We start from the raw sequence: 26,001 nt of genomic DNA on the forward strand, positions 1-26,001 counted from the left end.
CCCTGCCTACTGCCATGCCGTTCCGTCATGCCGTCACTCGTCGGGGCGAAGTCTAGCGTCCCCGGACGCGGCCCGTTTGAACGCGTCCGTACCGGTGTCCGGGCCGCGGCTCATGCCGGTCGGGCGCCGGCCACGGTCGCGCGCACGGCCTCGGTCAGACGCAGCAGATCGCGCTCGCCCTCCGGCGGGCAGGTACACGACCGCAGCCATGCAGCGGCGCAGGTCGCCCGCGCCCGGCTGCGCCTCGCCGGGCACCGGGTACAGGCTGGACGCGCCGCAAGTCGCGTCGAAGCCGCGCGCGAGCAGGCCGGCGATCAGCCGCGGCGGGTCTTCGCTGAGTACCGGCAGCACCCAATGCGTCGAGCCGGTCGCCGCGCGCCCGGGCCGCGCTAGCGGCAGCGCCGCCAGCAGCCGCTCGCCGCGCTGCGTGCGTGCCGCCACGCGCGCCGGCGGGTAAGCGCGCAGGCGCCGCAGCAACAACCGCGACTGCGCCGCGCACGGCCGGTGGCGGATGCGCTGGAACAGCTCGCCACCGGCGAAGCCGCGCACCGAACGATTGATCAGGGCGTCGTGGTCGACGCCGAACGCACAGCAGGCGCGATAAAACAGGCAGTAAGCAACGCGACCGGTCAAGGCTTTGAGCAGCGCGTACTTGCCGACCCGCTGCGCGAATGCGAGGGTCGGCTGCAACGGCAGGCCCGCCTGCGCCGCGCGCACGCGCTCGCCCAGGTCGGGATCGGCAAAGCGCAGCAAGGCGCCGCCGAGCGCGGTCGCGGTCTTGATCGGGCCGAAACTGAGCAGGCTGACATCGCAGCCCGCCTCGCCGAACCAGCCGTCGCCGGTGTAGGCCTGGGCACCGTCCTCGACCAGCAGCAGACCGTGCCGGCGCGCGAACGCCAGCGCGCCCTGCAGCGGCATGCGGCTGCCGAACAGATGCGCGACGAGCAGCATGCGGCTGCGCGGCGTGAGCGCCGCGGCCAGTGCGGTTTCGTCCAGGCTCAGCGTGTCGGCGTCCACGTCCACCGGCACCGCCTTCAGGCCGTGCCGTTCGATTACCGCGATCATGTCGCGGATGGTCACCGCCGATACCAGCACCTCGCTGCCCGGCGCCAGTTGCAGGGTCGCGAGCAGACGATCGAAGCCGCTGCGCACCGACAGGCTGATGAGGCTGCAGCGGCCGTCGCCGGCGAGCGCATCGGCGCCGGCCTCGGCCGCGGCCTGGGCGCGTTCGGGATCGCCGCCGCGCAATGCATAAGCCGCCGCGTGGGCGAGGTCGAGCCAGCCGATATCGGGCCGTTGCCGCGGCAGCATCGCTGACGCCTGCGTCAGAGCGTTTCCGGCGGTTCGATCGCGGGCGCGTCCGGGGTCGTCGGGGCCTGCCACGAACGCGCGGCTTCCCAGCGCCAGAACGCCCAGCCCACCACCACGAACGCCAGTCCGGCGATCGCCAGCGAGACGCCGCTGCCGCTGACCATCGGCGACAGCACGCCGGCGATCAGTGCGTTGAGCACCAGGCCGGTGAAGGCCTGCAGGGACGAAGCCGAACCGCGCTGGCGCGGGTACATGTCCAGGATCGACAAGGTCACGATCGGGAACACCAGGGCCACGCCGAACGAACACAGCGAAATCGGAATCACCGCCCACGGCACCTGCGGGGTGGCGTCGAACAGGTTGTAGGCGACGTTGAGCGCCATCGCCAGGATCGTGCAGGCGAAACCGATCCGGACCATGCGCTGGCCGCCGACCTTGCCGGCCGTGCGGCCGGACACGAACGCGCCGACGACCATGCCGCCGATCATCGGCACGAAGAACCAGGCGAACTCGCGCTCGTTGAGACCCAGCAGATCGAGCACGAACGCCGGTGCCGACGAGATATATAGGAACAGGGCGCCGAAGTTGAAGGCGCTGGCCGCGGTCAGGCGCTGGAAGCGCGGGTTGATGAAGATCGCGACGTAGTCGCGCAGCAGGCGGCGCGGCACCAGCGGCAGCCGCGACGCCGGCGGATGGGTTTCCGGCAGCACGCGCAGGGTCGCGATCAGCAGCAGCACCGAGAACGCGACCAGGAACCAGAAGATCGCCGGCCAATGGCTCCAGCCCAGGATCCAGCCGCCGATGATCGGTGCGATCGCCGGGGCGATGCCGAAGATCATCGAGACGTTGCTCATCAGCCGTTGCGCGTCGTCGCCCTGCAGCACGTCGCGGATCACCGCGCGTCCGACGATCAGGCCGACGCCGGCCGACAGGCCCTGCACCGCGCGGAAGATCAGCAAGGTGCCCAGGTCGCGCGACAGCGCGCAGCCGACCGAGGCCAGGGTGAAGACGACCAGGCCGCCGATGATCACGCGGCGGCGCCCGATCGCGTCCGACAGCGGGCCGTGGACGATGCTCATCAGCGCGTACGCGATCAGATAGACGCTGATGGTCTGCTGCATCGCCAGCTTGTCGGCGCCAAACTCGGCCCCCATCGCCGGAAACGCCGGGAAGATGGTGTCGATCGAGAACGGCCCGAACATCGCCAGGCCGGCGAGCAGCGGCGCCAGATAGCGCGCCGGCTTGGCCGCCGGCCGCGGTGTCGCGGGATCGCTCATCCGTTCGTCGCCGTCGCAGCGGGCAGCGGATCCGGCGGGCCCTTGAGTTCGACCAGGTTGCCTTCCGGATCGAACAGATACTGCGAAGGACCCTCGCCCTGCGCGCCGTAGCGCGAACCGAAATCGCCGACACGCACCTCGTGCGCGTGCAGGTGGGCGAGGATCGCGTCGCGGTCGAAGGGATCGGCGCGCAGGCACAGGTGGTCCATGTTGCGGCCCTCGGCCCCGGGCGCGGCGCCGCCCATGCGGCCGAGCTTGCCGTCGACGCCGACCAGGTCGATCAGCGACTGGCCGGCGCGCAGCTGGATCAGGCCGATCTCGTCCTGGCGACGCTCCACGCTGCAGCCGAGCACGTCGCAGTAGAACGCGACCATGGCCTCGGGATCGCGCACCCGCAACACGATGTGATCGAGTTGCAACAGCTGAAACGGGGGTGCGCTCATGCGATGCATCCGCGGGATCGAGGGGATCGCGACAGCATACAACCGCGTCGTCGCGACGGCGTCATGCGAGCTTGTCCGGATCGGTCGTTCGATCGTCGCGATGGTGCGGCATTCAAGGCTCGGCGGTAGTCGCGGCGGCCGGCGCCGTCGTCTTGGCGGGCGCGGAGTCGCGCTTGCGGACGAACCCCAGCGCCTGCAATCGGCCGATGCTCTCGATCGGCACCGCTTCGGCGCGCCGCGCCTGCGGCCACCACAAGAACACGTAGGCGCTGCTGGTGCCGAGCAGGCGCGCACTGCCGGGCAGCGCAGCGGCCTCGCCGGCCAAGGTCACGCGCACCGAATGACCGGCGCCGTGGTCGCGGATCAGGTTGGCCTTGCCGATCACGTAGGAACAGATCGCACCCGCCAAGCCCAGGCACACCCCGATGGCGATGCCGGTCTCCGGCTTCAGCCGCATGAGGGTCCAGCGGAACACGTCCGATTCCGGAAACACCACGCGGCCCCACCAGCGTCGCTGGTATTCGCGCACCCGGCGCGGGTGTTGCTTGCGGAAGATCTCGGGCCAGCTGATCAGCCACGACACCACCACCGAGCCGGCCAGGACCAGCGCATACAGCGGGTCGCGCAGCCCGGCGACCAGATAGTCGCTGGCCTGCATGTACTCCAGGATCGGCAGGCCGAACTGGCGATAGAACCAGTAGTTCGCCCACAGCCCGATCATCGACACCAGCAAGTAGGCGACGCTCAGGCCCAGGCTGGGTTCGTCGATCAGGCGACGCCAGGCGCGTATCGCCCAGGCATCGCCCGCAAGACGCGCGTCCGCCGCGGCCTCGACAGAGAGCGGCGGCCGGGAGGGTTTGGCCGCCGTCGGGGACGAGCCCTGGGCGCCGCCCCCGTCGGCGCGATTGCGCTTGCGCTTCGCCCGCTTCGGCGCGGGCGCGCCCGATCCGTCGCTCATGGCGTCGCGCTCCATGCCCGGCGGCGCGCTTGCGGGCGGCGCTGGCGTTGCGACGATGCGGCCTGTCGATCCCCCTGGATCCTTTCGACCTGGCAAGGGTGCATAGACGATGGACTGGCCTACAGACGGCGGAGTCCCATGGTACGACCTATCGCCGCAAACTGAACCGCTCGGCCGCTGACCCGGCCGCGGCAAGCGGCTATAATCCCGAGCTTGAAACACGCGGTGGGAGAAGCCGGCCGGCCCCGCAAGGGAACCGACCGCTGCCGAAGGCGCAACGCCCGTAATCGCTCAGGCCCCATACCGCCGCGTGTACAAAACTCTGGAGAGACCGACCGCCCGGATCGATCAGGCGGAACCGGCGCCGAAGGGGCACGAAGCGAGCCGTACAGGAGCGATCCTACCCAGGATGCCCTCCCCCAGCTGCCTGTATGCAGCGGCGCTTCCAAACTCTCAGGCAAAAGGACAGAGGGGCGCCTCGCGTGCGGCACCGCACGCTGCCTTCGGACGCCCCCTGCCATGACCCATGCTTCCCTGCGCGATGCTTCCCTGCGCGACCTCGAGCACCACGACGCCTTCCTGGAACGCCATATCGGCCCCAACGACGCCGAGATCGCGCACATGCTGCGCGCCGTCGGCCACGAGTCGCTGGAAGCGCTGACCGACGCGATCGTGCCGGCCAAGATCAAGTCGCCCGCGCCGCTGGCGCTGTCGGCGCCGATGACCGAAGTCGAGGCGCTGGCCAAGATCCGCGCCGTCGCCGACAAGAACCAGGTCTTCCGCAGCTTCATCGGCCAGGGCTACTACGGCACGCTGACCCCGAACGTGATCCTGCGCAACATTCTCGAGAACCCGGCCTGGTACACGGCCTACACGCCCTACCAGGCGGAAATCTCGCAGGGCCGCATGGAAGCGCTGATCAACTTCCAGACCATGGTCGCCGACCTGACCGGGATGGAGATCGCCAACGCCTCGCTGCTCGACGAAGCCACCGCCGCGGCCGAGGCCATGACCCTGGCCAAGCGCTCGGCCAAGTCCAAGTCCAACTTGTTCTTCGTCTCCAAGGACGTGCACCCGCAGACGCTGGAAGTGCTGCACACCCGCGCCGAGGCCATGGGCATCGACGTCCAGGTCGGCGACGACAGCGCAGCGCTCAACGTCGACAGCTTCGGCGTGCTGCTGCAGTACCCCAACACCCGTGGCCAGATCGGCGACCACAAGGCCCTGGCCGACGCCGTGCACGCGCGCGGCGGCCTGGTCGCGGTCTCCACCGACCTGCTCGCCCTGACCCTGATCGCCGCGCCCGGCGAATGGGGCGCCGACATCGTGGTCGGCAACAGCCAGCGCTTCGGCGTGCCGTTCGGCTTCGGCGGCCCGCACGCGGCCTTCATGGCCTGCCGCGACGCCTACAAGCGCTCGATGCCGGGCCGCCTGATCGGCGTCTCGATCGACGCCGAAGGCAAGCCGGCCTACCGCCTGACGCTGCAGACCCGCGAGCAGCACATCCGCCGCGAGAAGGCGACGTCCAACATCTGCACCGCGCAGGTGCTGCTGGCGGTGATGGCCTCGATGTACGCGGTCTACCACGGCCCCGAAGGCCTGACCCGGATCGCGCGCCGCGTGCACCGGCTGGCCGCGATCCTGGCCGGCGCGCTGCGCCAGGCCGGCATCGCCGTCGGTCCGGACTTCTTCGACACCCTGGACATCGTCGGCGTCGACGCCGAAGCGGTGCGCGCCAAGGCGATCGCGGCAGGCATCAACCTGAATTATTCCGGCGACCCGAACCGGGTCGGCATCAGCCTGGACGAAACCACCACCCGCGCCGAAGTCGTGCAACTGGCGGCGTTGTTCGGCGCCCGCATCGACGATATCGATGCGCTCGACGCGATCACCGCCGACGCTCTGCCGTCGGGCCTGGTGCGCACCAGCGCGTTCCTGCAGCATCCGGTGTTCAACACCCACCACAGCGAACACGAACTGCTGCGCTACATGCGCGCGCTGGCCGACAAGGACCTGGCGATGGATCGCACCATGATCCCGCTGGGCAGCTGCACCATGAAGCTCAACGCCACCGCCGAGATGATCCCGGTGACCTGGCCGGAGTTCGGCAACCTGCATCCGCTGGCCCCGGCCGACCAGGCCACCGGTTACAAGCAGCTGATCGACGAACTCGAAGCGATGCTGGTCGAGTGCACCGGCTACGACGCGGTCAGCCTGCAGCCCAATTCCGGCGCGCAGGGCGAATACGCCGGCCTGCTGGCGATCCGCGCCTACCACCGCTCGCGCAACGAAGGCCATCGCGACATCTGCCTGATCCCGGAATCCGCCCACGGCACCAACCCGGCCTCGGCGCAGATGTGCGGCATGCAGGTCGTGGTCACCAAGTGCGACAGCAACGGCAACGTCGACGTCGAGGACATCCGCCGCGCCGCCGAGAAGTACAGCGACCGCCTGGCCGCGCTGATGATCACCTACCCGTCCACGCACGGCGTGTTCGAAGAAGACGTGGTCGAGATCTGCGAGATCGTCCACGCCCACGGCGGCCAGGTCTACACCGACGGCGCCAACATGAACGCCCTGGTCGGCGTGGCCAAGCCCGGCAAGTGGGGCTCGGACGTGTCGCACCTCAACCTGCACAAGACCTTCTGCATTCCGCACGGCGGCGGCGGTCCCGGCGTCGGCCCCTGCGCGGTCAAGTCGCACCTGGCCCCCTTCCTTCCGCGCACCCTGGGCGCGGAAGGCGCGGTCGGCATGGTGTCGGCGGCCAGCTTCGGCTCGGCTTCGATCCTGCCGATCTCGTGGATGTACATCACCCTGATGGGCGCATCCGGCCTGCGCAAGGCGACCCAGGTCGCGCTGCTCAACGCCAACTACATCGCCAAGCGCCTGGCGCCGCACTACGAGACCCTCTACACCGGCCGCAACGGCCTGGTCGCGCACGAGTGCATCCTCGACCTGCGCCCGCTCAAGGACGCCACCGGCATCGGCGCCGAGGACGTGGCCAAGCGCCTGATCGACTTCGGCTTCCATGCCCCGACCCTGAGCTTCCCGGTCGCCGGCACCCTGATGGTCGAGCCGACCGAGAGCGAATCGCAGCACGAGCTGGACCGCTTCATCGACGCCATGATCCAGATCCGCGACGAAATCCGCGCGGTCGAGGAAGGCAAGCTGGACCGCGAGGACAACCCGCTCAAGCACGCCCCGCACACCGCCACCGCGGTCTCGGCCAGCGAGTGGACCCACGCCTATCCGCGCGAGCTGGCCGCGTTCCCGCTGCCCAGCCTGAAGCTGCAGAAGTACTGGCCGCCGGTCGCGCGCGTGGACAACGTCTACGGCGACAAGAACGTCATGTGCGCCTGCATCCCGGTCGACGCCTACAAGGAAGAGGAAACCGAGGCCTGATCCGCCCCGCTCCGCCGTAACGAAAGAGCCCCGCGACGCGGGGCTTTTTTGTGTCCATGCCATCGGCCGGCGAATCGCCGCGCCGGACCACCGTCCCGGCGCAGCCCGCGCACGCCCCCGCCCGCCGAGATGTAACGGCCGCGGGCCGGTGTTAACCTCGGCCGCAACCGGTCCGCCTCGCGTGGGCCGACCGGCCGCGCCGGCCCGCCAGGGACGCAGCACGACCGAACATCGCTCAATCGGAAAAGGACTTTCCCATGCCCGAACTCGACATCAATGCCTCGGCCGACGAAGTCGTCGCCCTGCTCAACCGCGGCCAGAACCGCGAAGCCGCGGCCCGCCTGGACGCGCTGCGCCTGGACCAGGACGCAGTGGTGCAGGAGTCGCTGGACCGCTACGTCGCCGTCCGCGCCCAAGAGCGCCTGACCGCGCTGCGCGCGCCGGACGCACTCTCGGGCGAGGACGCGACCGCGCTCAACCCGACCCTGGAGCGACTGCGCGGCGCAACCGCGGCGCCGCGCTTCCCCACCGCCGACGAGACCCGCGAGCTGTCGCAGGCGCAGCAGTACGACGTCTACGCCAGCGTGATCGGCACCCGTGGCAACCAGGCCGCGCGCGATGCCTTGAACGGCCAGGACCGAGTCATTCTGGGCCTGCGCAATGAAACCCAGACCACCGAGCGCAACGGCCAGGGCGTCTACGACGACCGCATCGCGGTGGTCTGGAAGGACGCCAACGGCGAGCGCCACGCGCGCGAGTTCAACAGCGTCACCACCGAACCCACCGCGCAGTACGATCATCACGCCGGCAGCGACGGCAACCGCATCTACGCCGACACCCAGCGCCAGGCGCCGCGCCTGGAAGCGTCGCCCGGCTACGAGGACGTGACCCGGCGCAAGATCGAAGGCGACGACGTCAACGGCGACGACGTGCGCGACCTCGGCCGGCTCGGCGAGGGCACGACCGAGATGCTCCAGACCACCCACCCGCGCCGCAACCATCCCGCCGAGTTTTCGCTGCGCCCGACCCCCGAGGCGGTGCGCGACGGCGCCGGCCGGGTCCAGCGCGACACCAACGCCGACGGCTGGTTCGACGCTCGCGACGTCGGCGGCGTGCAGGACCTCAACAACACCTTCAAGATCCATCGCGGCAGCAACAACAACACCGACTCCGCGGGCTGCCAGACCATCGGCGGCGGCGAGTACGACGCGTTCGTGACCACCGTCCGCGGCAACGAAAACCAGACCCGCTGGCAATACGTGCTGACCTCGGTGGCGCCGGCCCAGCAACAGGAGCGCGCCCAACCCGAAGCCGGCCAGGCGCGGCCGCAGGGCGAGCCCGCGCAACCGCCGGCACGCGAAGGCGCACAGCCGCCCGCGCGAGAGAACGCGCCCAATGGCGAACAGGAACCAGCGCGCCACCCTTCCGATCCGCGCCATGTCGATCACCGTATGCACGGCCAGATCGACGGCCATGTGCGTGCGCTCGGCGAGCCCTACACGCAGCGCGTCGATGAGATCAACCTGAGCCTGTTGAACGCGGCCAAGATCAACGGCCTGACCCAGGTCGATCATGTGGCGCCGAACCGCGCCACCGATCAACTGCGCGCCGGCGAGATGCTGTTCCTGGTCCAGGGCCGCATGGGCGATCCTGCGGCGCAGCGCGTGGCCTTGTCGGTCGACGTCGCCGCCAACACGCCGGCGCACACCAGCCTGGCGCGATTGGATGCCTTCAACCAGACTGCCGCGCAGGAACCAGCGCTGGCCCAGCCCGCGCAGTCGCAGTCGCAAACCCAGGATTCGCCCGTGCGTCGGATGGGCTGAGCCGATGCGCGAATCAGGAGCGTTCATGCGTTCGAAACTCGGCCTGCTGTTCGGCCTGCTGTTGGCGGGTTGCGCCAGCACCTCGGTGTCGGCGCCGCGCAACGCCGGCGAACGCCTGCCGGGCCTGTCCGGGGCGAGCGGACTGCAATCCGACGCAGGCCGCTACCAGGCGGCCCCGGCGGCGATCGCCGAGTTCCTGCTCTCGCTGCCCACCCGCGACGTGCTGGTGCCGCGCGAACTGCGGCAGCGCTATCTGCAGGGCAAGGCGTACGTGGTCGAGGTCGCCCTCCCCCAGGGCGCCGCGGATTATCTGGTCATCGACCAGAACGGACCCAAGTTCGGTTTCTGGCTACGCTCGTTCCAGGGCAGCACGCCAGGCGTGACCGGCTATCTGCTGCAGGTACGCGCCGCCTGCGGCGACATCGTCGGCGCCAGCTTCAGCGAACCGGCGGCCGAAGCGCAGCGCATCTGCGGCCAGCCGCGCGCCGAATACGTCGATTCCGGATTGCGCGCCTACCGCATAGTCGCCGGCAAAGCGCCCGTGGACGTGACGCATACCCTGGCCAACCCGAACAAAACCCTGGGCGGCAAACGCCTGCAGCGCTATCGCGCGCTGGGCGCCAACGCCGTCGCGATCGACGACAGCCGCCTGGACCGGGTTCCGGCGCTGCGCTGGGTGGTGGAATCCGATCCCGAACAGCCCTTGCCCGTCGACGACGAGCGCAGCTTCGAGGCCGGCGGCATGGCCCATGGCGGCTTCCTGGTCTGGACCGGCGACCGCTTCATAGTCCGCGACAGCGTCCCGCGCTCGCTGTGGCCCTGCGCCGCGGACGACCAGGCCCACTGCGCCGATCCGAACAACGACCGCTTCGTGACCCCGGGCAAGTAAACGCCCCTGACGCGACCGGCCGCTGGCCGGTTCGCGCTGAGACTCCTGGGAACACGGCAGCGACCTCCAGCCGGATCGCTCGCCGCAAACAGCGAACACATCGCATCCCCGCGGACGCCCGGTTCCCGCGCCGGCCGCTTTCGTCGCCCCACGCCCGGTTTCGTCGCCGCCCCCCTATGCCCGGTGCGGCGCGTCGCTATGCTTCATCGCAATAACGCCGACGGACCACCCCGTGATCAAGAGCATCCTGTTCCTAGCCCGCATCATTGCCGCTTGGGTATTGCTGTTCTTCTTCCTGGCCCTGATGTGGTCGGCGCTGCCCAGCCCGCAAGGCGGCTACCACGGCGACAACGATCCCTGGCCCGTGTTCCTGGTGGGATTCGTGGTCACCGCGTTCGTCATCACCGGTGCGTTCTCGCACCTGCGCCGGGTGCGCCTGATCGCCGGGCACATCGACGGCGGCACGCTGGCCAACCGCCAGCGCCGCCAAATCGAGGTGCCGTTCGAAGCCGGCGAAACCTTCGACCTGCTCGACGCCGCGATCCGCGAACTGCCGCGCAGCGAGGAAATCGAAAGCGCGCGCGACAGCCTGCAGGTACGCGCCAAGGTGCGGCGTCCCGACACTTACGGCCGACGCCCGCTGGGGCGCTACAACCCGCTCAACTGGTTCAACGTGCCGCGCAACCAGATCCTGGCGATGGTCGCGCCGCGCGCCGGCAGCGGCAGCGTCACCCTGGTCTGCGAACCCGAAAGCGGCGCGTGGAGCGACTGGTTCCGGGTCGACGACGGCACCAACCTGGAGAACGCCGAGGCGATCTCGCGAGCGATCACCCGCCGCGTCGCCGAGCGGCGCCGCAACGAACAGGCCGCAGTCGCCCAGACCGTGACCGAGAAGGAACTCACCGTCGCCAAGCTCAACCTGCTGCACGCCCAGGTCGAGCCGCACTTCCTCTACAACACCCTGGCCAGCGCGCAGTACCTGACCCGCAGCGATCCGGCGCGCGCCGACGAGATGCTCGGCCATCTGATCCAGTACCTGCGCCACTCGCTGCCGCGCACCGAGGATTCGATGTCGACGCTGGGCGAGGAACTCGAACGTGCCCTGGCCTACCTGGAGATCCTGCGCATCCGCATGGGCCCGCGCCTGTCGCTGCAGATCGACGTGCCGGAGATCCTGCGCGCCACGCCGCTGCCGCCGATGATGCTGCAGACCCTGGTCGAGAATGCGATCAAGCACGGCCTGGAACCGCGCAGCGGCGGCGGCATGGTCTGGATCCTGGCCCGTCGCGACGGCGCCAACGTCGCGGTCACGGTGGCCGACGACGGCGAAGGCTTCGGCAGCCAGCCCGGCGGCACCGGCATCGGCCTGAAGAACGTGCGCGAACGCTTGCGACTGCTCTACGGCAACGACGCGTCGCTGGCCGTGGTCGCCAATTTCCCCAACGGCGTGGCCGCGACCATCACGGTCCCCGCCGCTTTTCATCGAGACGCACATCATGGCTAAGGCCGTCATCGCCGAAGACGAAGCACTGTTGCGCCAGGCCCTGGTGGATCTGCTGGCCCAGGCCTGGCCGGAGCTGGAAGTGATCGTGGAATGCGAGGACGGCGCCGAGGCGCTGGAGGCCATCGCCACGCACCAGCCCGAGGTCGCCTTCCTCGACATCCGCATGCCGGGACTGAGCGGACTGGAAGTGGCGGCGGCCGCAGCCGAAGCGGGTCCGCGGACCCGCATCGTGTTCGTCACCGCCTACGATCAATATGCGGTCGACGCCTTCGAGCGCGGTGCGATCGACTACCTGCTCAAGCCGATCGCCCCCGAGCGCCTGGCCGCCACGGTCAAGCGCCTGCAGGCCAGCCGTGCCGGCGACAACCCGGATGCGGCGGAGTTGGCCGCGCTGTTGCGCCGGCTCGGCGCCGAGCTGCCGCGGCCGGAAGCGCCCGCGCTGACCTGGATCACCGCCAGCGCCGGCCGCGAGACCCGTCTGATCCTGATCGACGACGTCGCCTATTTCCGCGCCGACCACAAGTACACCACCGTAGTCACCGCCGACGGCGAAGCGCTGTTGCGCACGCCGATCCGCGAACTGCTGTCGATGCTGGACCCGAATGCGTTCAAGCAGATCCATCGTTCGACCATCGTCAACCTGAAAGCGATCGCGGCGATCATGCGCGACGACAGCGGCCGCGGCACGGTGCGGCTGAAACAGCGCCCGGAAACGCTCAGCGTGAGTCAGCCCTTCATGGCGCTGTTCCGGCACATGTAGTCCGGCACAAGCAGTCCGACATGGAGCCGCGCCGCAAACGGCTCCGATCCGCAGTTCCGTCGCATGCGACCGCGTCGCGTGCCGGCGGCGTACGCCCACGCTCCGAGGTGCTGTATGCGCAACCTGATCGCCATGCTCTATTTCCTGTGCGCGCTGCTCGGCTGCGACACCGGCGGCACCACCCTGGTCACGCGAACCAGCATCGACGGCCACGACACCCTGCATGCCCGCAGCCGCATGCGGGCCGGTATCGGCCGCTTCGAGTGCATCGCCAGCGACAGCGGTCACTGCCACTACGCCCTGTTCGCGCACGAATGCCCGCCGAACCGGCCCGAATGCCGCGCCGAGCCCTTCGAACGTTTCAGCATGACCGCCGGCGGCAGCCGCGAGATCGTCGGCCTGCCCGCGCGCTTCGACCTGTGCGTGAGCCGCAAGGCGGCGGCGCTGAGCCCGGATTGCAAGTTTCTGCAAGCCGAGGGCTCGGTCGCCGCGGCCGCCGCTTCGGAGGCGCAATGAACATAGCCGCTGCGAATACCTCCGGCCTGCGTGGCGGGCTCGCCGCCGATCGGCATCGCGGCCTGGTTCCTGGCGCGGCGCCTGCGCGCGCATGAGCGCCTGCCGACGCGGTGCGCGCGGCGCCGCATCGGTCCGCCGCGAGGCCTGAGTCGAAGCCGATCCGCGCGTGCCGCCTGAGCGGCCACCGCGACCCCGCGCGAGTTCCAGCGGCCAGTCGCGCCGCGGCCTGCGGCCGCCGCCACCGGGCCGCGTCGCCCCCGCCTCTCATCGAATTCGCAAAAACAGCGCTTGACGCCGGCCTCGTCTGGATATATATAACCCACAAGTTATGTAACTTGTAGGTTATCAAAATGCAGCCGCAACGTCTCGACGCCACCTTCGCCGCCCTGGCCGATCCCACGCGACGGGCGATCCTCGCCCGCCTCGCCAGCGGCGAAGCCACGGTGACCGAACTGGCCGAGCCGTTCGCCATGAGCCAGCCGGCGATCTCCAAGCACCTCAAGGTGCTCGAACACGCCGGCCTCATCAGCCGCGGCCGCGATGCGCAGCGCCGCCCCTGCCGGATCGAAGCGCAGCCGCTGGCCGAAGCCAACGTCTGGCTGGAGCACTACCGCCGGATATGGGAACAGAACTATCAGCGCCTCGACGCGCTGCTCGGCGAAATGCAGGCCGAACAGCGACCCACACCACGCAGGAAAAAACCCTAAGGAATCCCGCCCATGCACGCCCATAACGCCCTCAGCCTCACCGCCCCCGGCGAACGCGAGATCGTGATCACGCGCGCGTTCGACGCGCCGCGCGAACTGGTGTTCGACGCCCTGACCAAACCCGAGTTGCTCAAGCGCTGGTTCCACGGCCCCGACGGCTGGACCCTGAGCGTATGCGAAGTCGACCTGCGCGTCGGCGGCGCCTACCGCTTCGTCTGGAACGGCCCGGAAGGCGTGGAGATGGGTCTGGGCGGCGTGCACCGCGAGATCGAACGGCCGCAACGCATCGTCCGCACCGAGCGATTCGACCAGGACTGGACCGGCGGCGAAACCGTCGGCACCGCGGTGCTGAGCGAACGCGACGGCAAGACCACCCTGGTCACCACGGTGGTCTACGCCTCACGCGAGGCCCGCGACGGCGCGCTCGCCAGCAACATGGAACAGGGCATCGCCGCCGGTTACGACAAGCTCGACGCGTTCCTGGCCGGCGCTGCGCAGGCAATGGGCTGAGCGCGTGGACCGAACTCGCACGCGGGCCGCTGCGCCCGCGTCCTCTCTCGCAGTTCCCGATCGCGCGCGGCGCGAAGGCGAATCCATGAACGCTCAAACTACAACTTCCGTACAACCGCGGCGGCGCCTGGGGCGCAGCATCGGCGCGGTGCTGCTCGGCCTGATCGCGGTGATAGTGCTGTCCACCGTCACCGACCAGGTCATGCATTCCACCGGCGTGTTCCCGCCGCAGGGCCAAGCGATGAGCACCGGCCTGTGGCTGCTCGCGCTCGGCTACCGCGCGGTTTACACCGTGTTCGGCGGTTATCTCAGCGCGCGCCTCGCGCCCTACCGGCCGATGGCGCATGTGTGGACCTTGGGCCTGATCGGCACCGTGTTCGGCATTGCCGGCGTGGTCGCGACCTGGGGCATGGGTCCCAAGTTCGGCCCGCTCTGGTATCCGATCCTGGTCGCGGTCACCGGCCTGCCCTGCTGCCTGATCGGCGGCCTGCTGTTGCGCCGTCGTTGAAACCCGCCGCACGTCGCTCACCCAACCGGAGATGCACGCATGTTCAGGAAGGTCGCGTTCACCATGTACCCGATCCGCGACGTGCCGCGCGCACGCAAGTTCTACGAAGAGACCTTCGGCCTCAAGCCGGGCTCCAGCGGCAACCGGGGCGATAACTGGTGGATCGAATACGACCTGCCGGACGGCGGCTGCCTGGCGCTGACCAACTTCGTCCCCGACGCGCCCAGCGACGCCGCCGGCGGCACCATCGCATTGGAAGTCGAAGACCTCGACGCTCTGATCGCCGACCTCAAGGGCAAGGGCGTGAGCTTCAAGAGCGACATCATCCACAGCCCGGTCTGCCGCATGGCGGTGTGCCTGGACAGCGAAGGCAATTCGATCCTGCTGCACCAACTCAAGCCCAAGGCCTGAATCCAGGATCGAACCGCAGGCCGGACGCGCGCGCGTCCGGCCGATGCCGGTTCAATGCGCCGACGCGCCGACATGCCTCGCGATCTGCGCGACGAATTCGTCGAGATCGGCGGTGCCGGCGTTGCCCAGGATCACCACGCTGATGCGCGGTTCGATCACGCGCAGCAACTGGGTGCGCGCGCCCATGATCTGGCCGGGGCGCTTGGCCACTTTCAGCCTGCGCCCGCCGATTTTCATCTCGTAGCTCCACAGGCCGTAACCGTAATCGTCCAGGCCCGGACGCAGCATGCGCGCGAGCGAGTCCGCGCCGATCAGGCGGCCGCCGTAGAGCGCGTCGGCGAAGGTCGCCAGGTCCTGCGCGCTGGAATACATCGCACCGGCGGCGTACCAGTTTTCCGGATACGCAGGCAGGTCCGGCGCCATCGCGCCCAGGTCGTCGCGCTGGAAATAGGTATCGGCCAATCGCTCGACCACGACGCCCTGGCGCAGCAGACCGGTGTCGGCCAGGCCCAGCGGCTGCAGGATGCGCTCGCGCAGCGCCTGTTCGTAGCTCTGCCCGCTCACGCGCTCGACGATCTTGCCCAACACGATGTAGTCGCAGTTGTTGTAGTCGAACGCGCGCCCCGGCTCGGCGACGAGCTTGCCGCTGCAGTACTGCGACAGCAGCGCGTCGCTGCTGTGCGGCAGCTGGTACACCGGCAGGCCGTCGCGGATCGCGGTCTGGGCATCCTTGACGGTGTCGAGGTTGCTGAGACCGGAAGTGTGGTTGAGCAACTGGTGCAGGCTGATCCGATGCGCGCCCTCGCCGCGGTAGTCGGGCAGGTAGGCGTCGATGCTGCGCTCCAGATCGAGCTTGCCCTGGTCGCGCAACTGCAAGATCAGCACCGCGGTGAAGGTCTTGGTGATCGAGGCGATCTTGTAGCGGGTCTGCGGCGTGTTGGGCACGCCGAACGGCAGGTTGGCCAGACCGAAGCTGTGCAGGTACTCGGTCCTGCCGTCGCGCGCGATCAGCACGGTGCCGCTGAAGTCGTGGCTCCTGGCGTAGTCGGCGACGAAGGCATCGATGGTCGGCGCGGCGGTGGGCGCCGCCGCGGCAGCGGTGGGCGGCCAAAGCAGGGCCAGGCTCAGCAGCAGGGATTTCATCGGCGGCTCCGGTGTGTGCGGGACGCCCGGCCGCATGCGGGCGGCCGCCGTCCCCGGGCTCGGCACGCAAGGCGCCAAGGTCGGGACCGGAGATACCGGCGCCGCGCCGGCGGTTGCAGCAGGTCGACGGCCGACCCGGAGCGGCCCGCCCGACGAGGCCATGGGGCGGAAGCCTTAGCCGATGAAGCCCACGCGGCCGCGCAGGCGCTCCTGCAGCGGCTCGATGTAGGTGCGGCTGGCGCGCACCGGGGTGCCGTCGCGCAGGCGCAGCATGGCGTCGCGGTTGGACAGCGGCTGCAGTTCGGCCACGCAGTCCACGCGCACGATGGTGGACCGATGCACGCGCACGAACTGCGCCGGATCCAGGCGCCGCGACAGGCGCCCCATCGACTCGCGCAGTAGGTAGCCGCGGTCGCCCACGTGCAGGGTCGCGTAGTCGCCGTCGGCCTGGATCCACTCGACTTCGGCGGCCTCGACGAAGGCCACGCGCCGGCCCACGCGCACCACGAAGCGGGTCAGCCACGAGTTCTCGTCGTCGTTATGCGGCGGCGGCGCGGCGGCGGTGCCGGGCGGCAGGCCGCCGCGCCGGTAGGGATGGGCCTGGCGCGCGCGCTCCAGCGCTTCGGCGAAACGCTCGTCGTCGATCGGCTTGAGCAGGTAGTCGACCGCGTGCAGCTCGAACGCGCGCACGGCGAAATTCTCGTAGGCGGTCAGCAGCACCGCCAGCGGCCGTTGCTCCGGTTCCAGCGCGGCCAGCGCTTCCAGCCCGGTCATGCCGGGCATCTGCACGTCGATGAAGACCAGGTCCGGGGCCAGCGCGGAGATGCCGGCCAGCGCCGAGGGGCCGTCAGCGAATTCGCCCACCACCTGGATGTCCGGGTGCGCCGCCAACCGCGTGATCACGCCGCTGCGGGCCAGGGGTTCGTCGTCGATTACCGCTACTCGCATCATGCTTGGGTCTCCTTGATCACCAACGTCGCCGGCGCCTCGCTGTACGGCAGCGACATCCGCACCTCGTACCCGCCGTCGGCGCGTGCGCCGGCGGCAAAGGAATGTTTGTCCGGATACAGCGCCTGCAGGCGCTCGGCGATATTGCGCAGGCCGATCGCGCCGGCGCGGCGCGCGGCTTCCTCGGCCGGCGCCGGCGCGGCCGCGCCGTCGTTGCCGACATGCAGGTGCAGGCGCCCGCCTTCGCGTTCGATCCGTATATCCAACCGCCCCGGCTCGCTGCGCTGGGCGATGCCATGGCGGATCGCGTTTTCGACCAGCGGCTGCAGCAACAGCACCGGCACCTGCGCGCGCAAGGTGTCCGGGCCGATGTTCCACTTCAGCAGCAGGCGCTGGCCCAGGCGCGCGCGCTCGATCTCCAGATAGGTGTCGGTCAGCGCCAGCTCGTCGGCCAACGCGACCTCGTGGCCTTCGCCGCCGTCCAGGGTCACGCGCAGGAATCCGGCCAGGCGCACGATCATCTGTTGCGCCTCGCGATTGCGGTCGTCGGCGACCAGCGCCGAGATCGCATTCAGGGTGTTGAACAGGAAGTGCGGATTGATCTGGTAGCGCAGCGCGCGCAGCTCGGCGTCCTGCGCCAGCACCAGGGCCTGGCGGTTGCGCTCGCGCGCGTCCTGCAGGTCGGCGTAATAGGTGATCACCGCCTGGATCGCGCAATACGCGATCAGCACCAGCCAGCAGCCGCCGACGCCGCCGAAGATCAGGGTCCAGTCGGTCGGATCGCGCAGCTGCGAGCCCTGGGTATTGGCGATCCAGTGCGCGGCCAGGTTGCTCAGCACCGACATCGCGTAGGTGATCGCCAGCAGCGCCATCACCATGGTCCACTTCGAGGTGCCGCGGCGCCAGAACACGTGCTGGATCGCGGTCAGCGGCGACATCCAGATCAGGTTGGCGAGCAGGAACGTGGCCCAGTAAGCGATCTCGTGCGGGTCGTTCAGCGACGGCAGCGCGATCAGCAGCGTGCACGCGCCCAGCAGCAGACGCGCCAGCAGCGACAGCCACAGCCGCGCCGAACCGGGCGGGTCCTGCGGCTGCGCGCCTGCCGGGTCGGCGGACGCTGCGTCGATGCGGGTGTCCGGGGTCGCGGCAGGCGGGATCATGTCGGTTTCGGCGAGTCGTAACGGAGCGGCAAGCCGATTCTCCAGCGTGCGCCGTCTCCGACCAAGCCCGAGGCGCCGGCCGCAAACCGGCGCGCCAGCCGGCGGAGCGGCAGAAAGTGTCGCCGTCCCTGGCAACAGAATAGACGCTCGAAACGGTTCCGCCGGGCCGTGGACGCGTGACGGAACGACGGTACCGATTCGAGCGAACGATCATTTGAGCCCAGGCGGGCGGGCGCGGCCACGATGCGCGCGTGCCGTTGCGGCGAAACGGTAGCTGCTTGCGACGGGACGAAATCGGCCGGAGCCGGGCCCCAACGACAACACTGGCTTCCGGCCGTCCGCCTGAACGGCGCCGGCCGAGCCTTGCGCCCGCATCATCCCGCCGCGGGCGGCGCCGACTCCTGGAACGGCAACGACAGCCGCACCTCGTAGCCGCCGTCCGCGCGCGCGCCGGCCGCGAAGGCGTGCGCACCCGGGTACAGCGTACGCAGGCGCTCGACGATGTTGCGCAGGCCGACCGGGGCGTTGCGTCGCCCCGCTACGACCGGCATCGGGACGCCCGCGCCGTCGTTGCCCACGTGCAGGTGCAGACGGCCCTGGTCGCGCTCGATCCGGATATCGAGCTGCCCCGGCTCGCTGCGCGCGGCGATGCCGTGGCGGATGGCGTTTTCGACGAGCGGCTGCAGCAGCAACGCCGGCACCCGCGCGCGCAGGGTGTCCGGGCCGATATTCCATTTCAGCCGCAGGCGTTGGCCCAGGCGCGCGCGCTCGATCGCCAGGTAGGTCTCGGTCAGGGCAAGCTCGTCGGCCAGCGCGACTTCGTGGCGGTCGCCGCTCTCCAGGGTCGCGCGCAGGAACTCGGCCAGGCGCGCGATCATCTGCCGGGCATCGGCGCTGCGCTGCTCGGCCACCAGCGTAGAGATCGCATTGAGGGTGTTGAACAGGAAATGCGGATGCAGCTGGTAGCGCAACGCGCGCAGTTCGGCTTCGCGGGTCAGCGCCAGCGCCTGGCGGTTGCGCGCCTTCGCCTCCTGCAGCTCGGCGTAGTAAGCCGAACCCGCATGCACCACGCAGAACGCGACCATCACCAGCCAGCAGGTGTCGAAGCCGCTGAGCAGCAGGCTCCAGTCCAGCGGATAGTCCGACGGCCAGCCGCGCGCGCGCGCGATCGCGTCGCCGGCCACGTTGTTGGTCACCGACATCAGATAGGTGGCGGGCAGCAGCACGCTCGCCATCGCCCATTTCGAGGCGCCATGGCGGCGCATCGTGGCCTGGATCGCGGTCAGCGGCCACATCCACAGCAGGTTGGCGAGCAGGAACACCGACCAATAGAACATGGCCCGTTCACGTCCCAGCGAAGGCAGCGCCAGCAGCAGCGTGCAGACCGTCAGCGGCAAGCCTGCGAGCACCGGCAGCCAGTACGGCGACATCGGCTTGGGCAACAGGGCGCTGACCAATCCGCCCGCCGGCATCGCGTCGCCCGGGCCATCGCCGTGTGGCATCGCGTAACGGTCCATATCGGCCGCGCCGCTATGCGTCCGCGTCGTGGGCGAGCGTGCGGCAGAGTTCGACGGTGGCATCGTCGACCGGGAAGCAGCATTCGATGTGCAACTCGTCGATGGTGACGTCGCGCGGAGTGCCGAAGGTGGTGATGGTCGAGAAGAACCGCAGCAGATGGTCGTCGCGACGCAGCACCGTAGTCAGCAGCGGGGTCGGCGCGGTGCCGAGTTCGCGATGGCGCCAGCGCGCGGGCACGCCGGGATAGGCCAGCACTTCTTCCAGCAGGGCACGCGCGGACGCGTCGCCGGGCGAAGCCGCGACTTCGTCGTGCAGGTGGCGGATCAGATCGCCCGCGACCTCCTCCCAGTTCGCCACCGCCGGGCGCAGATCGTCCGGATCGAAGATCTGCCGGATCATGTTGCCGTGCGCGCTGGCGCGGCCGCGCATCACATAGGCGTTGACCCGCATCGCCGCGGCGTTGGCCATCAGCACATCCCAGCGCCGGTTGAGCACGAAAGCCGGATACGGCTCCTGCTGCGCCAGGATGAACTCGATCGCGCGCCGCACCTGCGACAGCTCGGGCGTGTTGAGCGCGGTCTCGGGGTACTTGGGCGCGTAGCCGGCGGCGACCAGCAGCGCGTTGCGCTCGCGCAGCGGCATCTCCAGCGCATCGGCCAGGCGCGCGATCACCTCGCGGCTGGCCTGGGCCTTGCCGGTCTCGACGCAGCTGAGGTGGCGTGCGGACAGGCCCGCGTCCAGGGCCAGATCGAGCTGGCTCAGGCGCCGCGCCGCGCGCCATTCGCGCAGCAAGGCACCGACCTGGGTGGGCGCGGACGACGGTGTGGCGCGGGCGACGGCAGTATCCATCGTCGGCATCTTACGACGCCTGGTTGCGAAAACCATGACCTGCCAGGTCATGAAAGCATGACCTGCGACGGCATTGAGCACATGACCCCGGAAGCGAATCATGGCCGCCAACGAAGGACGGTCCTTCGACGGAGACACGACATGAATCGCAGGCGCTTTCTCGCACTCGCCACCGGCGCGCTGGCCGCCGGTGCCCTCGCCGGCGGCCTGAGCCTGGCCGCGGCCGCCGCACCCGCCGCGAATGGCCCGCTCGACGCCGCCGGCTTCCGCGCCGCGCGCCGTTTCGTGCGCACCCGCTACGGCCGCATCGCCTATGTCGAACGCGGCCGCGGCGCGGCGGCCCTGTTCCTGCACGGCTTCCCGCTCAACAGCTTCCAATGGCGCGGCGCGATCGAGCGGCTGGCGCCGCACCGCCGCTGCGTGGCCCCGGATTTCATGGGTCTGGGCCATACCGAAGTGGCCGACGGCCAGAGCGTCGCCCCCGATGCCCAGGTCGGGATGCTGCTGGCCTTGATGGACAAGCTGTCGATCGACCGTGCCGACGTAATCGCCAGCGACAGCGGCGGCGCGGTCGCGCAATTGCTGCTGGCGCGCCATCCCGAACGCGTGCGCTCACTGCTGCTGGCCAACTGCGACACCGAGATCGAATGCCCGCCCGCGGCGATGCTGCCGGTGATCGCGCTGTCGCGCGAAGGCAAATTCGTCGACCAGTGGCTGGCGCCGTGGCAGGCCGACAAGCGCCTGGCGCGCTCGCCGGACGGCATCGGCGGCATGTGCTATCTCGATCCGGACAATCCCACCGACGAAGCCATCGACAGCTATTTCCTGCCGCTGCTGGCTTCGGCGCAGAGCAAGGCGCGCGTGCACGCCTATGCGGTCGCGCTGGACCACAACGTGCTCGAAGGCGTCGGCGAGGCGCTCAAGCGCAGCACCGCGCCGACCCGCGTGGTCTGGGGCATGGGCGACACGATCTTCTCGCCGGCCGGCGCCGAACATCTGCAGCGCAGCTTCGGCCGTTTCCAGGGCCTGCGCCGGCTCGAAGGCAGCAAGCTGTTCTGGCCGGAAGAGCGCCCGGACGTGGTCGCCGAGGAAGCGCTGCGCCTGTGGGCCACGGTCTGAGCGATGCCGTCGCGGCATTCCGGCGATCCCGGGATGCCGCAGCGCGCGGACTTCAGGCGACTTCCTGCCAGCGGTACCAGCGCCGGTGCGCAAGCGCCAGCATGTCCAGGTCCTCGCGGGTATCGCCGTAGGCGTAGATCTGTGCGTAGTGCGACAGGTCGTAGCGTTCGCTGACGCGGCGCGATTTTTCCGCGCCCACGCATTGCGCGCCACGGTAGCGGCCGGTCAGCACGCCGTCTTCGGCTTCCAGCGCCGAACAGATCCAATCCAGGCCGTGATGCTCGCACCAGTGGCGCAGGTAGAGGTCGAAAGCGCCGGACACCACCGCCACGGTATCGCCCTGCTCGCGGTGCCAGGCGATGCGCTGCAGGGCCTCGGGCCGGATCGCGCCAGGCAGCACCTCATCGGCGAAGCGGCGCCCGGCCTGCTCGGCCGCCGCGAGGTCCAAACCCTGGAAGCCGAACCGCGCCACCCGCGCGCGGATCGCGCTGCCCGACACCAGCCCGAGCTTGTAGCCCAGCACCATCGGCGCGAACAGCCAGCGCCCCAGGCGCAGCCGCTGTGGCGGCACCGCGCGTGCGACGAAATCGGCGAACAGTTCGCGGTCGCTGATGGTGCCGTCGAAATCGAACAGCGCGAGATTCATGCGGGCCGGATCAAGCTGCGGTCGGGGGACCGCAGCATAGCCGGCAATGCCGGAACCTCGCACACGAATGCCAGGCGTGCCGGCGAGACGGCGCGCCCGCGCGACTCAGGCCAGATTGGTGAAGCGATCCACCGTCCACTGGCCGTTGTTGAAGTAGTCCCAACTGGTCCAACTGGTGGCGCCGCCGACGCCGGGCTTGAAGGTGATCGAGGCCACCGTGTGAAATTTGTTGAAGTCGAGCTTGGTCGGATAGTCCTTGCCGCCCTTGACGACGTCGACATAGTTGTCGGCCACCTCGCGCGTCGCGCTATACGGGCCGCAGACCTTGCCGGTTTTCAGGGTGAACGTTACCGCGCCGAGTACGGGCATGAGCGTGCATCTCCTTGGGGCCCCGCGTGCGGAGCCGTGGCGGCGGCGCGCGGGACCATCCCGCGCACCGGTGGGGTCGGCCGCTGAATGCCCGTCCCCTATTCCATCAAACGGTCGCGGGCCGCGCACGTGAATACGGCCCGCGCCTAAGGCACCTAAGATGATTCGGATTTCTCTGCGGACATGTAGAGAAGTCGCCCCCGGCTCCGACTACTGAACGCAGGCGCCCACTCGGGGCGCCCCAACAGGAGTCTCGCCATGAAGTACATGTTGATGATGCAGTTCCCGGACGCTCAGCCGCGACGCATGCGGTGCCAGTCCAGCAAAGCCTCCGGCAGCCGTTGATCGAGCGCGAGACCCAGCGCGGCGTAGGCATCCAGCGTGTCGAGCACATTGCGGCGCAGGCCGGCCAGCGCCGGATCGTCCAACAACTCGGGTTCGCCACCCAAGACCCCCAGCACGCCCGCAGCCCAGGCATAGAGCGCATCGGAATGCGCATCCAGTTCCCGAGCCAGAAAATTCCGCAGCGGCGCGTGCAGGGTGTAGCCGCGCTCGACCAGCGTATCGGCCTGCGCGCGCAGCAACGCGTAGGCGCCGCGGTACCACTCGGTGTGACCGGCGGCCTCGCGCCGGATCAGCAGCGGCGCCGGCGCCCGGTGCGCCACCACCGCGTGCTGCAGCGCGAGCTCCAGGTCGCGCGCATCGCGCACGGTTTCGGTTTCGACCAGGAACGCGCGATCCAGGTCGAAGCTGTCGTAGTAACGCGGTCGCAGTTCGCCGAGACGGCGCAGCGGACTGCGCGAGAACCCGAGTTTGAGCAGGTCCTCGTAGGCACAGGGCACGACATAGACGTAGCAGCGGCCCTCGCTGGCGCTGTGGATGACGTCGGGGTCGCCGGAAGACAGGAAAGCCATAGTCACAGCCTAGGACGATTGCCGCACTCGCGCTAAGGCCCCGCGGTCGCGCCCGGCCCTTGACCTCAACTTTACTTTAGGTTGCAAACTGTGCGCCTCTCCGGCCATCCCCGGCCGTCATCGAAAGGACCACGCATGTCGAACCCCACTTCCGCCGCCCCGGTCTTCCGCCTCGATCATTTCGCCGTGCCCGCAGCGGCCATGCCGGCCTTCGTCGAACGCCTGCGCTACACCCAGCAGGCGCTGGACGGCATGCCCGGCTGCAAGCAGAACCTGGTCCTGACCCGGATCGGCATCGGCGGCGAGTACGACATCGCCACCCTGGTGGAATGGGAAAGCGCCGATGCGGTCTCCGCGGCCAAAGCAGCGATGCAGCAGCGCTATGCCGAGGAAGGTTTCGACCCGGCGGCGTTCATGCGCGGGCTGGGCATTCGCGCGGACATGGCCAGCTATATGCATGCCTGAACGGGTGCGGCGCGCGCGGGGCCGCATCGCCGATCAAGCGAACGGCAGCAAGGGCCCGCCCAGCCATAGCCAGCGCGCCATCCAGGCCACGGTCAGGGCGATCAGCGTGGTCAGCGGCACGCCCACGCGCAGGAAATCGCCGAAGGTATATTGGCCGGGATTGAGGATCAGCAGATTGCCGTGGTGGCCGATCGGGGTCAGGAACGAGGCCACCGCGCCCATCGCGGTGCAGACCACGAACGGCAGCGGCGGCAGGCCCAGGCTCTGGGCCAGGGCCAGCGCGATCGGCGCCAGCAGCACGGTGGTCGCCGCGTCCGACAGGATCTGGGTCAATAGGGCCGCCGCCGCGAACATCAGCAAAAGCAGGCCCAGCACCGGCAGGCCCTGCGCGTGCACCGACAGCAACTGCGCGACCAGATCGGCGGTACCGGTCTTGTCCATCGCGATGCCCAGCGGAATCACGCCCGCGATCATCACGTAGATGCGCACGTCGATCTCTTCGTAGGCGCGCTCGATGCTGACGCAGCGCGTGAGCACCATCGCCACCGCGCCCAGCAGGAACGCGATCTGCGGCGCCAACAGTTCGGTCGCGGCCAGCGCGATCGACGCGGCCATGATCCCCAGCGCCAGCGGCGCGCGCCGGCGCCTGCTGCCGCGCGCGTCGAAGGGTATCAGCATCAGGAAGGCGCGATGCGCGGCCAATTGCTCCAGGCGCGCCTGCGCGCCCCACAGCACCAGCAGATCGCCCTCCTCCAGGCGCAGCTCCGACAACTCGCTGTGCAGCCAGCCCTCCTTGCGCCACAGGCCGACCACGACCACGCCCAGGGTGCTGAGGAAATCGATCTCGGACACGCTGCGGCCGAGAAATTCCGAACGCGGCGCCACCACCGCCTGCACCAGACGTTCCTCGCCCAGCTCCTCGGCCTTGCCGCCCTCGCGCGGCTTCTCGCCGTACTTGACCACGGCGTGCAGAGACAGGCCGGGCTCGTCGCGCACCGATGCGATCTCGTCCGGCGAGGCGCGCACCAGCAACACGTCGCCCGCGGCCAGCGGACTGTCCGCGCGCTGGTCGCGGCGGCGGATGCCGTGACGCAGCCAGTCCACCACCTGCAGGCGGCCCTGGAAGGCCTTGTCGAACGCGGCCAGGGTCTTGCCGATCCAGGGCGAGTCCCGGTCCACCAGCAACTCGGTGTAATAGCGTTCCAGCTTGAGGTAGTCGACGTTGCCGCTCTCGCCCTGGCGCTTGGGCAGCAGCCAGCGCCCGGCCAGCATGTAGACCGCGCCGATCGCGACCAGCATCGCGCCGATCGGCGTGATCGCGAACAGGTCCATGCGCCCGCCGCCGTTGCGCGCCAGCAGATCGTTGGCGAGCAGGAACGCCGGCGCGCTGATCAGGGTCAGGGTGGTGCCCAACGAGGCAGCCAGCGACATCGGCATCAGCAAGCGCGACGCCGCCAGCTTTCGCTCCTGCGCCAGCCGCATCAGGATCGGCAGCATCATCGCGGTGACCATCAGATGATGCGAGAACGCCGCCATCGCCGCGGTCGCGGGCATGATCACCGCGATCGCGCGCGCCTCGCTGCCGCCGGCCGCGCGCCCTATCGCCGCGCCGATGCGGTCGGTGATGCCGGTGGCCGACAAGCCCGCCGAGAGCACGAACACCGCCGCGACGATGATCGCCGGCTCGCTGGCGAAGCCCGACAGCGCTTCCTTCGGCGACAGCACGCCGGTCAGGGCCAAGGCCAGCATCGCCAGCATCGCCACCAGATCCACGCGCAGCTTTTCGCTGATGAACAAGGCCAATGCCGCGGCCAGGATCAAGAGGAATACGATCTGCTGCGGCTCCATCGC

25 protein-coding genes and 1 riboswitch are annotated in these 26,001 nt (G+C 69.6%); of the genes, 12 read left to right on the forward strand and 13 right to left on the reverse strand.

Annotated elements, in window-relative coordinates; genetic code table 11:
* Positions 1–33: 33 nt before the first annotated feature.
* The 4 genes from ASE10_RS16700 to ASE10_RS16715 all read right to left on the reverse strand — a co-directional run bounded on the left by ASE10_RS16700 (position 34) and on the right by ASE10_RS16715 (position 3,989).
* Positions 34–1,311 carry a DegT/DnrJ/EryC1/StrS family aminotransferase gene (locus tag ASE10_RS16700; protein ID WP_055901015.1) on the reverse strand — a complete coding sequence of 426 codons (1,278 nt, stop codon included), beginning with the start codon at positions 1,309–1,311 and terminating at the stop codon, positions 34–36.
* Between the two features lie 14 nt (positions 1,312–1,325).
* Positions 1,326–2,588, reverse strand: a complete 1,263-nt coding sequence (locus ASE10_RS16705) for a multidrug effflux MFS transporter (protein WP_055901017.1) — start codon at positions 2,586–2,588, stop codon at positions 1,326–1,328.
* Positions 2,585–3,031, reverse strand: a complete 447-nt coding sequence (locus ASE10_RS16710) for a VOC family protein (RefSeq protein WP_055901529.1) — start codon at positions 3,029–3,031, stop codon at positions 2,585–2,587. Before ASE10_RS16710 ends, ASE10_RS16705 begins: the two co-directional genes overlap by 4 nt.
* Positions 3,032–3,143: 112 nt before the next feature.
* Complete coding sequence (locus tag ASE10_RS16715) at positions 3,144–3,989, reverse strand: hypothetical protein (protein ID WP_157480991.1); 846 nt, start codon at positions 3,987–3,989, stop codon at positions 3,144–3,146.
* Between the two features lie 312 nt (positions 3,990–4,301).
* A riboswitch (glycine riboswitch) is annotated at positions 4,302–4,468 on the forward strand.
* Positions 4,469–4,508: 40 nt separating this feature from the next.
* On the opposite strand from ASE10_RS16715, the gene gcvP reads away from it, so the two are divergent.
* From gcvP to ASE10_RS16765, 10 genes are all read left to right on the forward strand, one after another.
* The gene (gene gcvP / locus ASE10_RS16720) at positions 4,509–7,391 is read left to right on the forward strand and encodes an aminomethyl-transferring glycine dehydrogenase (RefSeq protein ID WP_055901023.1); all 2,883 of its coding nucleotides are present in this window, start codon (positions 4,509–4,511) and stop codon (positions 7,389–7,391) included.
* A gap of 257 nt (positions 7,392–7,648) precedes the next feature.
* On the forward strand, positions 7,649–9,214 hold the full coding sequence (locus tag ASE10_RS16725; RefSeq protein WP_082559564.1) for an XVIPCD domain-containing protein: 1,566 nt from the start codon (positions 7,649–7,651) through the stop codon (positions 9,212–9,214).
* Positions 9,215–9,239: 25 nt separating this feature from the next.
* Entirely contained in the window at positions 9,240–10,103 is an 864-nt protein-coding gene (locus ASE10_RS16730) for a hypothetical protein (RefSeq protein WP_055901026.1), read from the forward strand.
* Between the two features lie 232 nt (positions 10,104–10,335).
* Entirely contained in the window at positions 10,336–11,607 is a 1,272-nt protein-coding gene (locus tag ASE10_RS16735; RefSeq protein ID WP_235566522.1) for a histidine kinase, read from the forward strand.
* Positions 11,600–12,367 (forward strand): LytTR family DNA-binding domain-containing protein, encoded by a 768-nt coding sequence (locus ASE10_RS16740; protein WP_055901032.1) that lies wholly within the window; start codon positions 11,600–11,602, stop codon positions 12,365–12,367. The genes ASE10_RS16735 and ASE10_RS16740 overlap by 8 nt, the downstream gene beginning before the upstream one ends.
* Before the next feature lie 114 nt (positions 12,368–12,481).
* A complete protein-coding gene (locus ASE10_RS16745) occupies positions 12,482–12,883 on the forward strand; it encodes a hypothetical protein (protein WP_055901035.1) in 402 nt (133 codons plus the stop codon).
* A gap of 350 nt (positions 12,884–13,233) precedes the next feature.
* Positions 13,234–13,590 (forward strand): metalloregulator ArsR/SmtB family transcription factor, encoded by a 357-nt coding sequence (locus ASE10_RS16750; RefSeq protein WP_055901038.1) that lies wholly within the window; start codon positions 13,234–13,236, stop codon positions 13,588–13,590.
* Between the two features lie 12 nt (positions 13,591–13,602).
* A complete protein-coding gene (locus ASE10_RS16755; RefSeq protein WP_055901041.1) occupies positions 13,603–14,100 on the forward strand; it encodes an SRPBCC family protein in 498 nt (165 codons plus the stop codon).
* An 85-nt stretch (positions 14,101–14,185) separates the two neighbouring features.
* The gene (locus ASE10_RS16760; protein ID WP_055901045.1) at positions 14,186–14,608 is read left to right on the forward strand and encodes a hypothetical protein; all 423 of its coding nucleotides are present in this window, start codon (positions 14,186–14,188) and stop codon (positions 14,606–14,608) included.
* A 39-nt stretch (positions 14,609–14,647) separates the two neighbouring features.
* Positions 14,648–15,019 carry a VOC family protein gene (locus ASE10_RS16765; RefSeq protein ID WP_055901047.1) on the forward strand — a complete coding sequence of 124 codons (372 nt, stop codon included), beginning with the start codon at positions 14,648–14,650 and terminating at the stop codon, positions 15,017–15,019.
* 51 nt (positions 15,020–15,070) lie between these two features.
* Here the strand turns inward: ASE10_RS16765 and ASE10_RS16770 are convergent, their stop codons facing one another.
* The 5 genes from ASE10_RS16770 to ASE10_RS16790 all read right to left on the reverse strand — a co-directional run bounded on the left by ASE10_RS16770 (position 15,071) and on the right by ASE10_RS16790 (position 20,637).
* Positions 15,071–16,162 (reverse strand): serine hydrolase domain-containing protein, encoded by a 1,092-nt coding sequence (locus ASE10_RS16770; protein ID WP_055901052.1) that lies wholly within the window; start codon positions 16,160–16,162, stop codon positions 15,071–15,073.
* Between the two features lie 174 nt (positions 16,163–16,336).
* On the reverse strand, positions 16,337–17,113 hold the full coding sequence (locus ASE10_RS16775) for a LytTR family DNA-binding domain-containing protein (protein WP_055901055.1): 777 nt from the start codon (positions 17,111–17,113) through the stop codon (positions 16,337–16,339).
* On the reverse strand, positions 17,110–18,270 hold the full coding sequence (locus ASE10_RS16780) for a histidine kinase (RefSeq protein ID WP_055901058.1): 1,161 nt from the start codon (positions 18,268–18,270) through the stop codon (positions 17,110–17,112). Before ASE10_RS16780 ends, ASE10_RS16775 begins: the two co-directional genes overlap by 4 nt.
* Before the next feature lie 374 nt (positions 18,271–18,644).
* Positions 18,645–19,772 carry a histidine kinase gene (locus tag ASE10_RS16785; protein ID WP_162250421.1) on the reverse strand — a complete coding sequence of 376 codons (1,128 nt, stop codon included), beginning with the start codon at positions 19,770–19,772 and terminating at the stop codon, positions 18,645–18,647.
* A gap of 28 nt (positions 19,773–19,800) precedes the next feature.
* Complete coding sequence (locus ASE10_RS16790) at positions 19,801–20,637, reverse strand: helix-turn-helix transcriptional regulator (protein ID WP_200945821.1); 837 nt, start codon at positions 20,635–20,637, stop codon at positions 19,801–19,803.
* A 141-nt stretch (positions 20,638–20,778) separates the two neighbouring features.
* On the opposite strand from ASE10_RS16790, the gene ASE10_RS16795 reads away from it, so the two are divergent.
* The gene (locus ASE10_RS16795) at positions 20,779–21,756 is read left to right on the forward strand and encodes an alpha/beta hydrolase (protein WP_055901063.1); all 978 of its coding nucleotides are present in this window, start codon (positions 20,779–20,781) and stop codon (positions 21,754–21,756) included.
* Between the two features lie 52 nt (positions 21,757–21,808).
* Here ASE10_RS16795 and ASE10_RS16800 read toward each other — a convergent pair whose 3' ends face one another.
* The 3 genes from ASE10_RS16800 to ASE10_RS16810 all read right to left on the reverse strand — a co-directional run bounded on the left by ASE10_RS16800 (position 21,809) and on the right by ASE10_RS16810 (position 23,685).
* Complete coding sequence (locus ASE10_RS16800; protein ID WP_056305764.1) at positions 21,809–22,402, reverse strand: HAD family hydrolase; 594 nt, start codon at positions 22,400–22,402, stop codon at positions 21,809–21,811.
* Positions 22,403–22,507: 105 nt separating this feature from the next.
* Positions 22,508–22,771, reverse strand: coding sequence for a hypothetical protein (locus tag ASE10_RS16805; protein ID WP_055901069.1), 264 nt, complete (start codon positions 22,769–22,771; stop codon positions 22,508–22,510).
* Between the two features lie 293 nt (positions 22,772–23,064).
* Positions 23,065–23,685, reverse strand: a complete 621-nt coding sequence (locus tag ASE10_RS16810) for a GIY-YIG nuclease family protein (RefSeq protein ID WP_055901072.1) — start codon at positions 23,683–23,685, stop codon at positions 23,065–23,067.
* Positions 23,686–23,820: 135 nt separating this feature from the next.
* Here ASE10_RS16810 and ASE10_RS16815 point away from each other — a divergent pair, with 135 nt between their 5' ends.
* Positions 23,821–24,150 carry a hypothetical protein gene (locus ASE10_RS16815; RefSeq protein WP_055901075.1) on the forward strand — a complete coding sequence of 110 codons (330 nt, stop codon included), beginning with the start codon at positions 23,821–23,823 and terminating at the stop codon, positions 24,148–24,150.
* A gap of 33 nt (positions 24,151–24,183) precedes the next feature.
* On the opposite strand, the gene ASE10_RS16820 is transcribed toward ASE10_RS16815, so the two are convergent.
* A complete protein-coding gene (locus ASE10_RS16820; protein WP_055901078.1) occupies positions 24,184–25,998 on the reverse strand; it encodes an SLC13 family permease in 1,815 nt (604 codons plus the stop codon).
* Between the last annotated feature and the right edge of the window lie 3 nt (positions 25,999–26,001).

The sequence above is a fragment of the Lysobacter sp. Root76 genome, assembly GCF_001428685.1.
Lineage (GTDB): Bacteria > Pseudomonadota > Gammaproteobacteria > Xanthomonadales > Xanthomonadaceae > Lysobacter.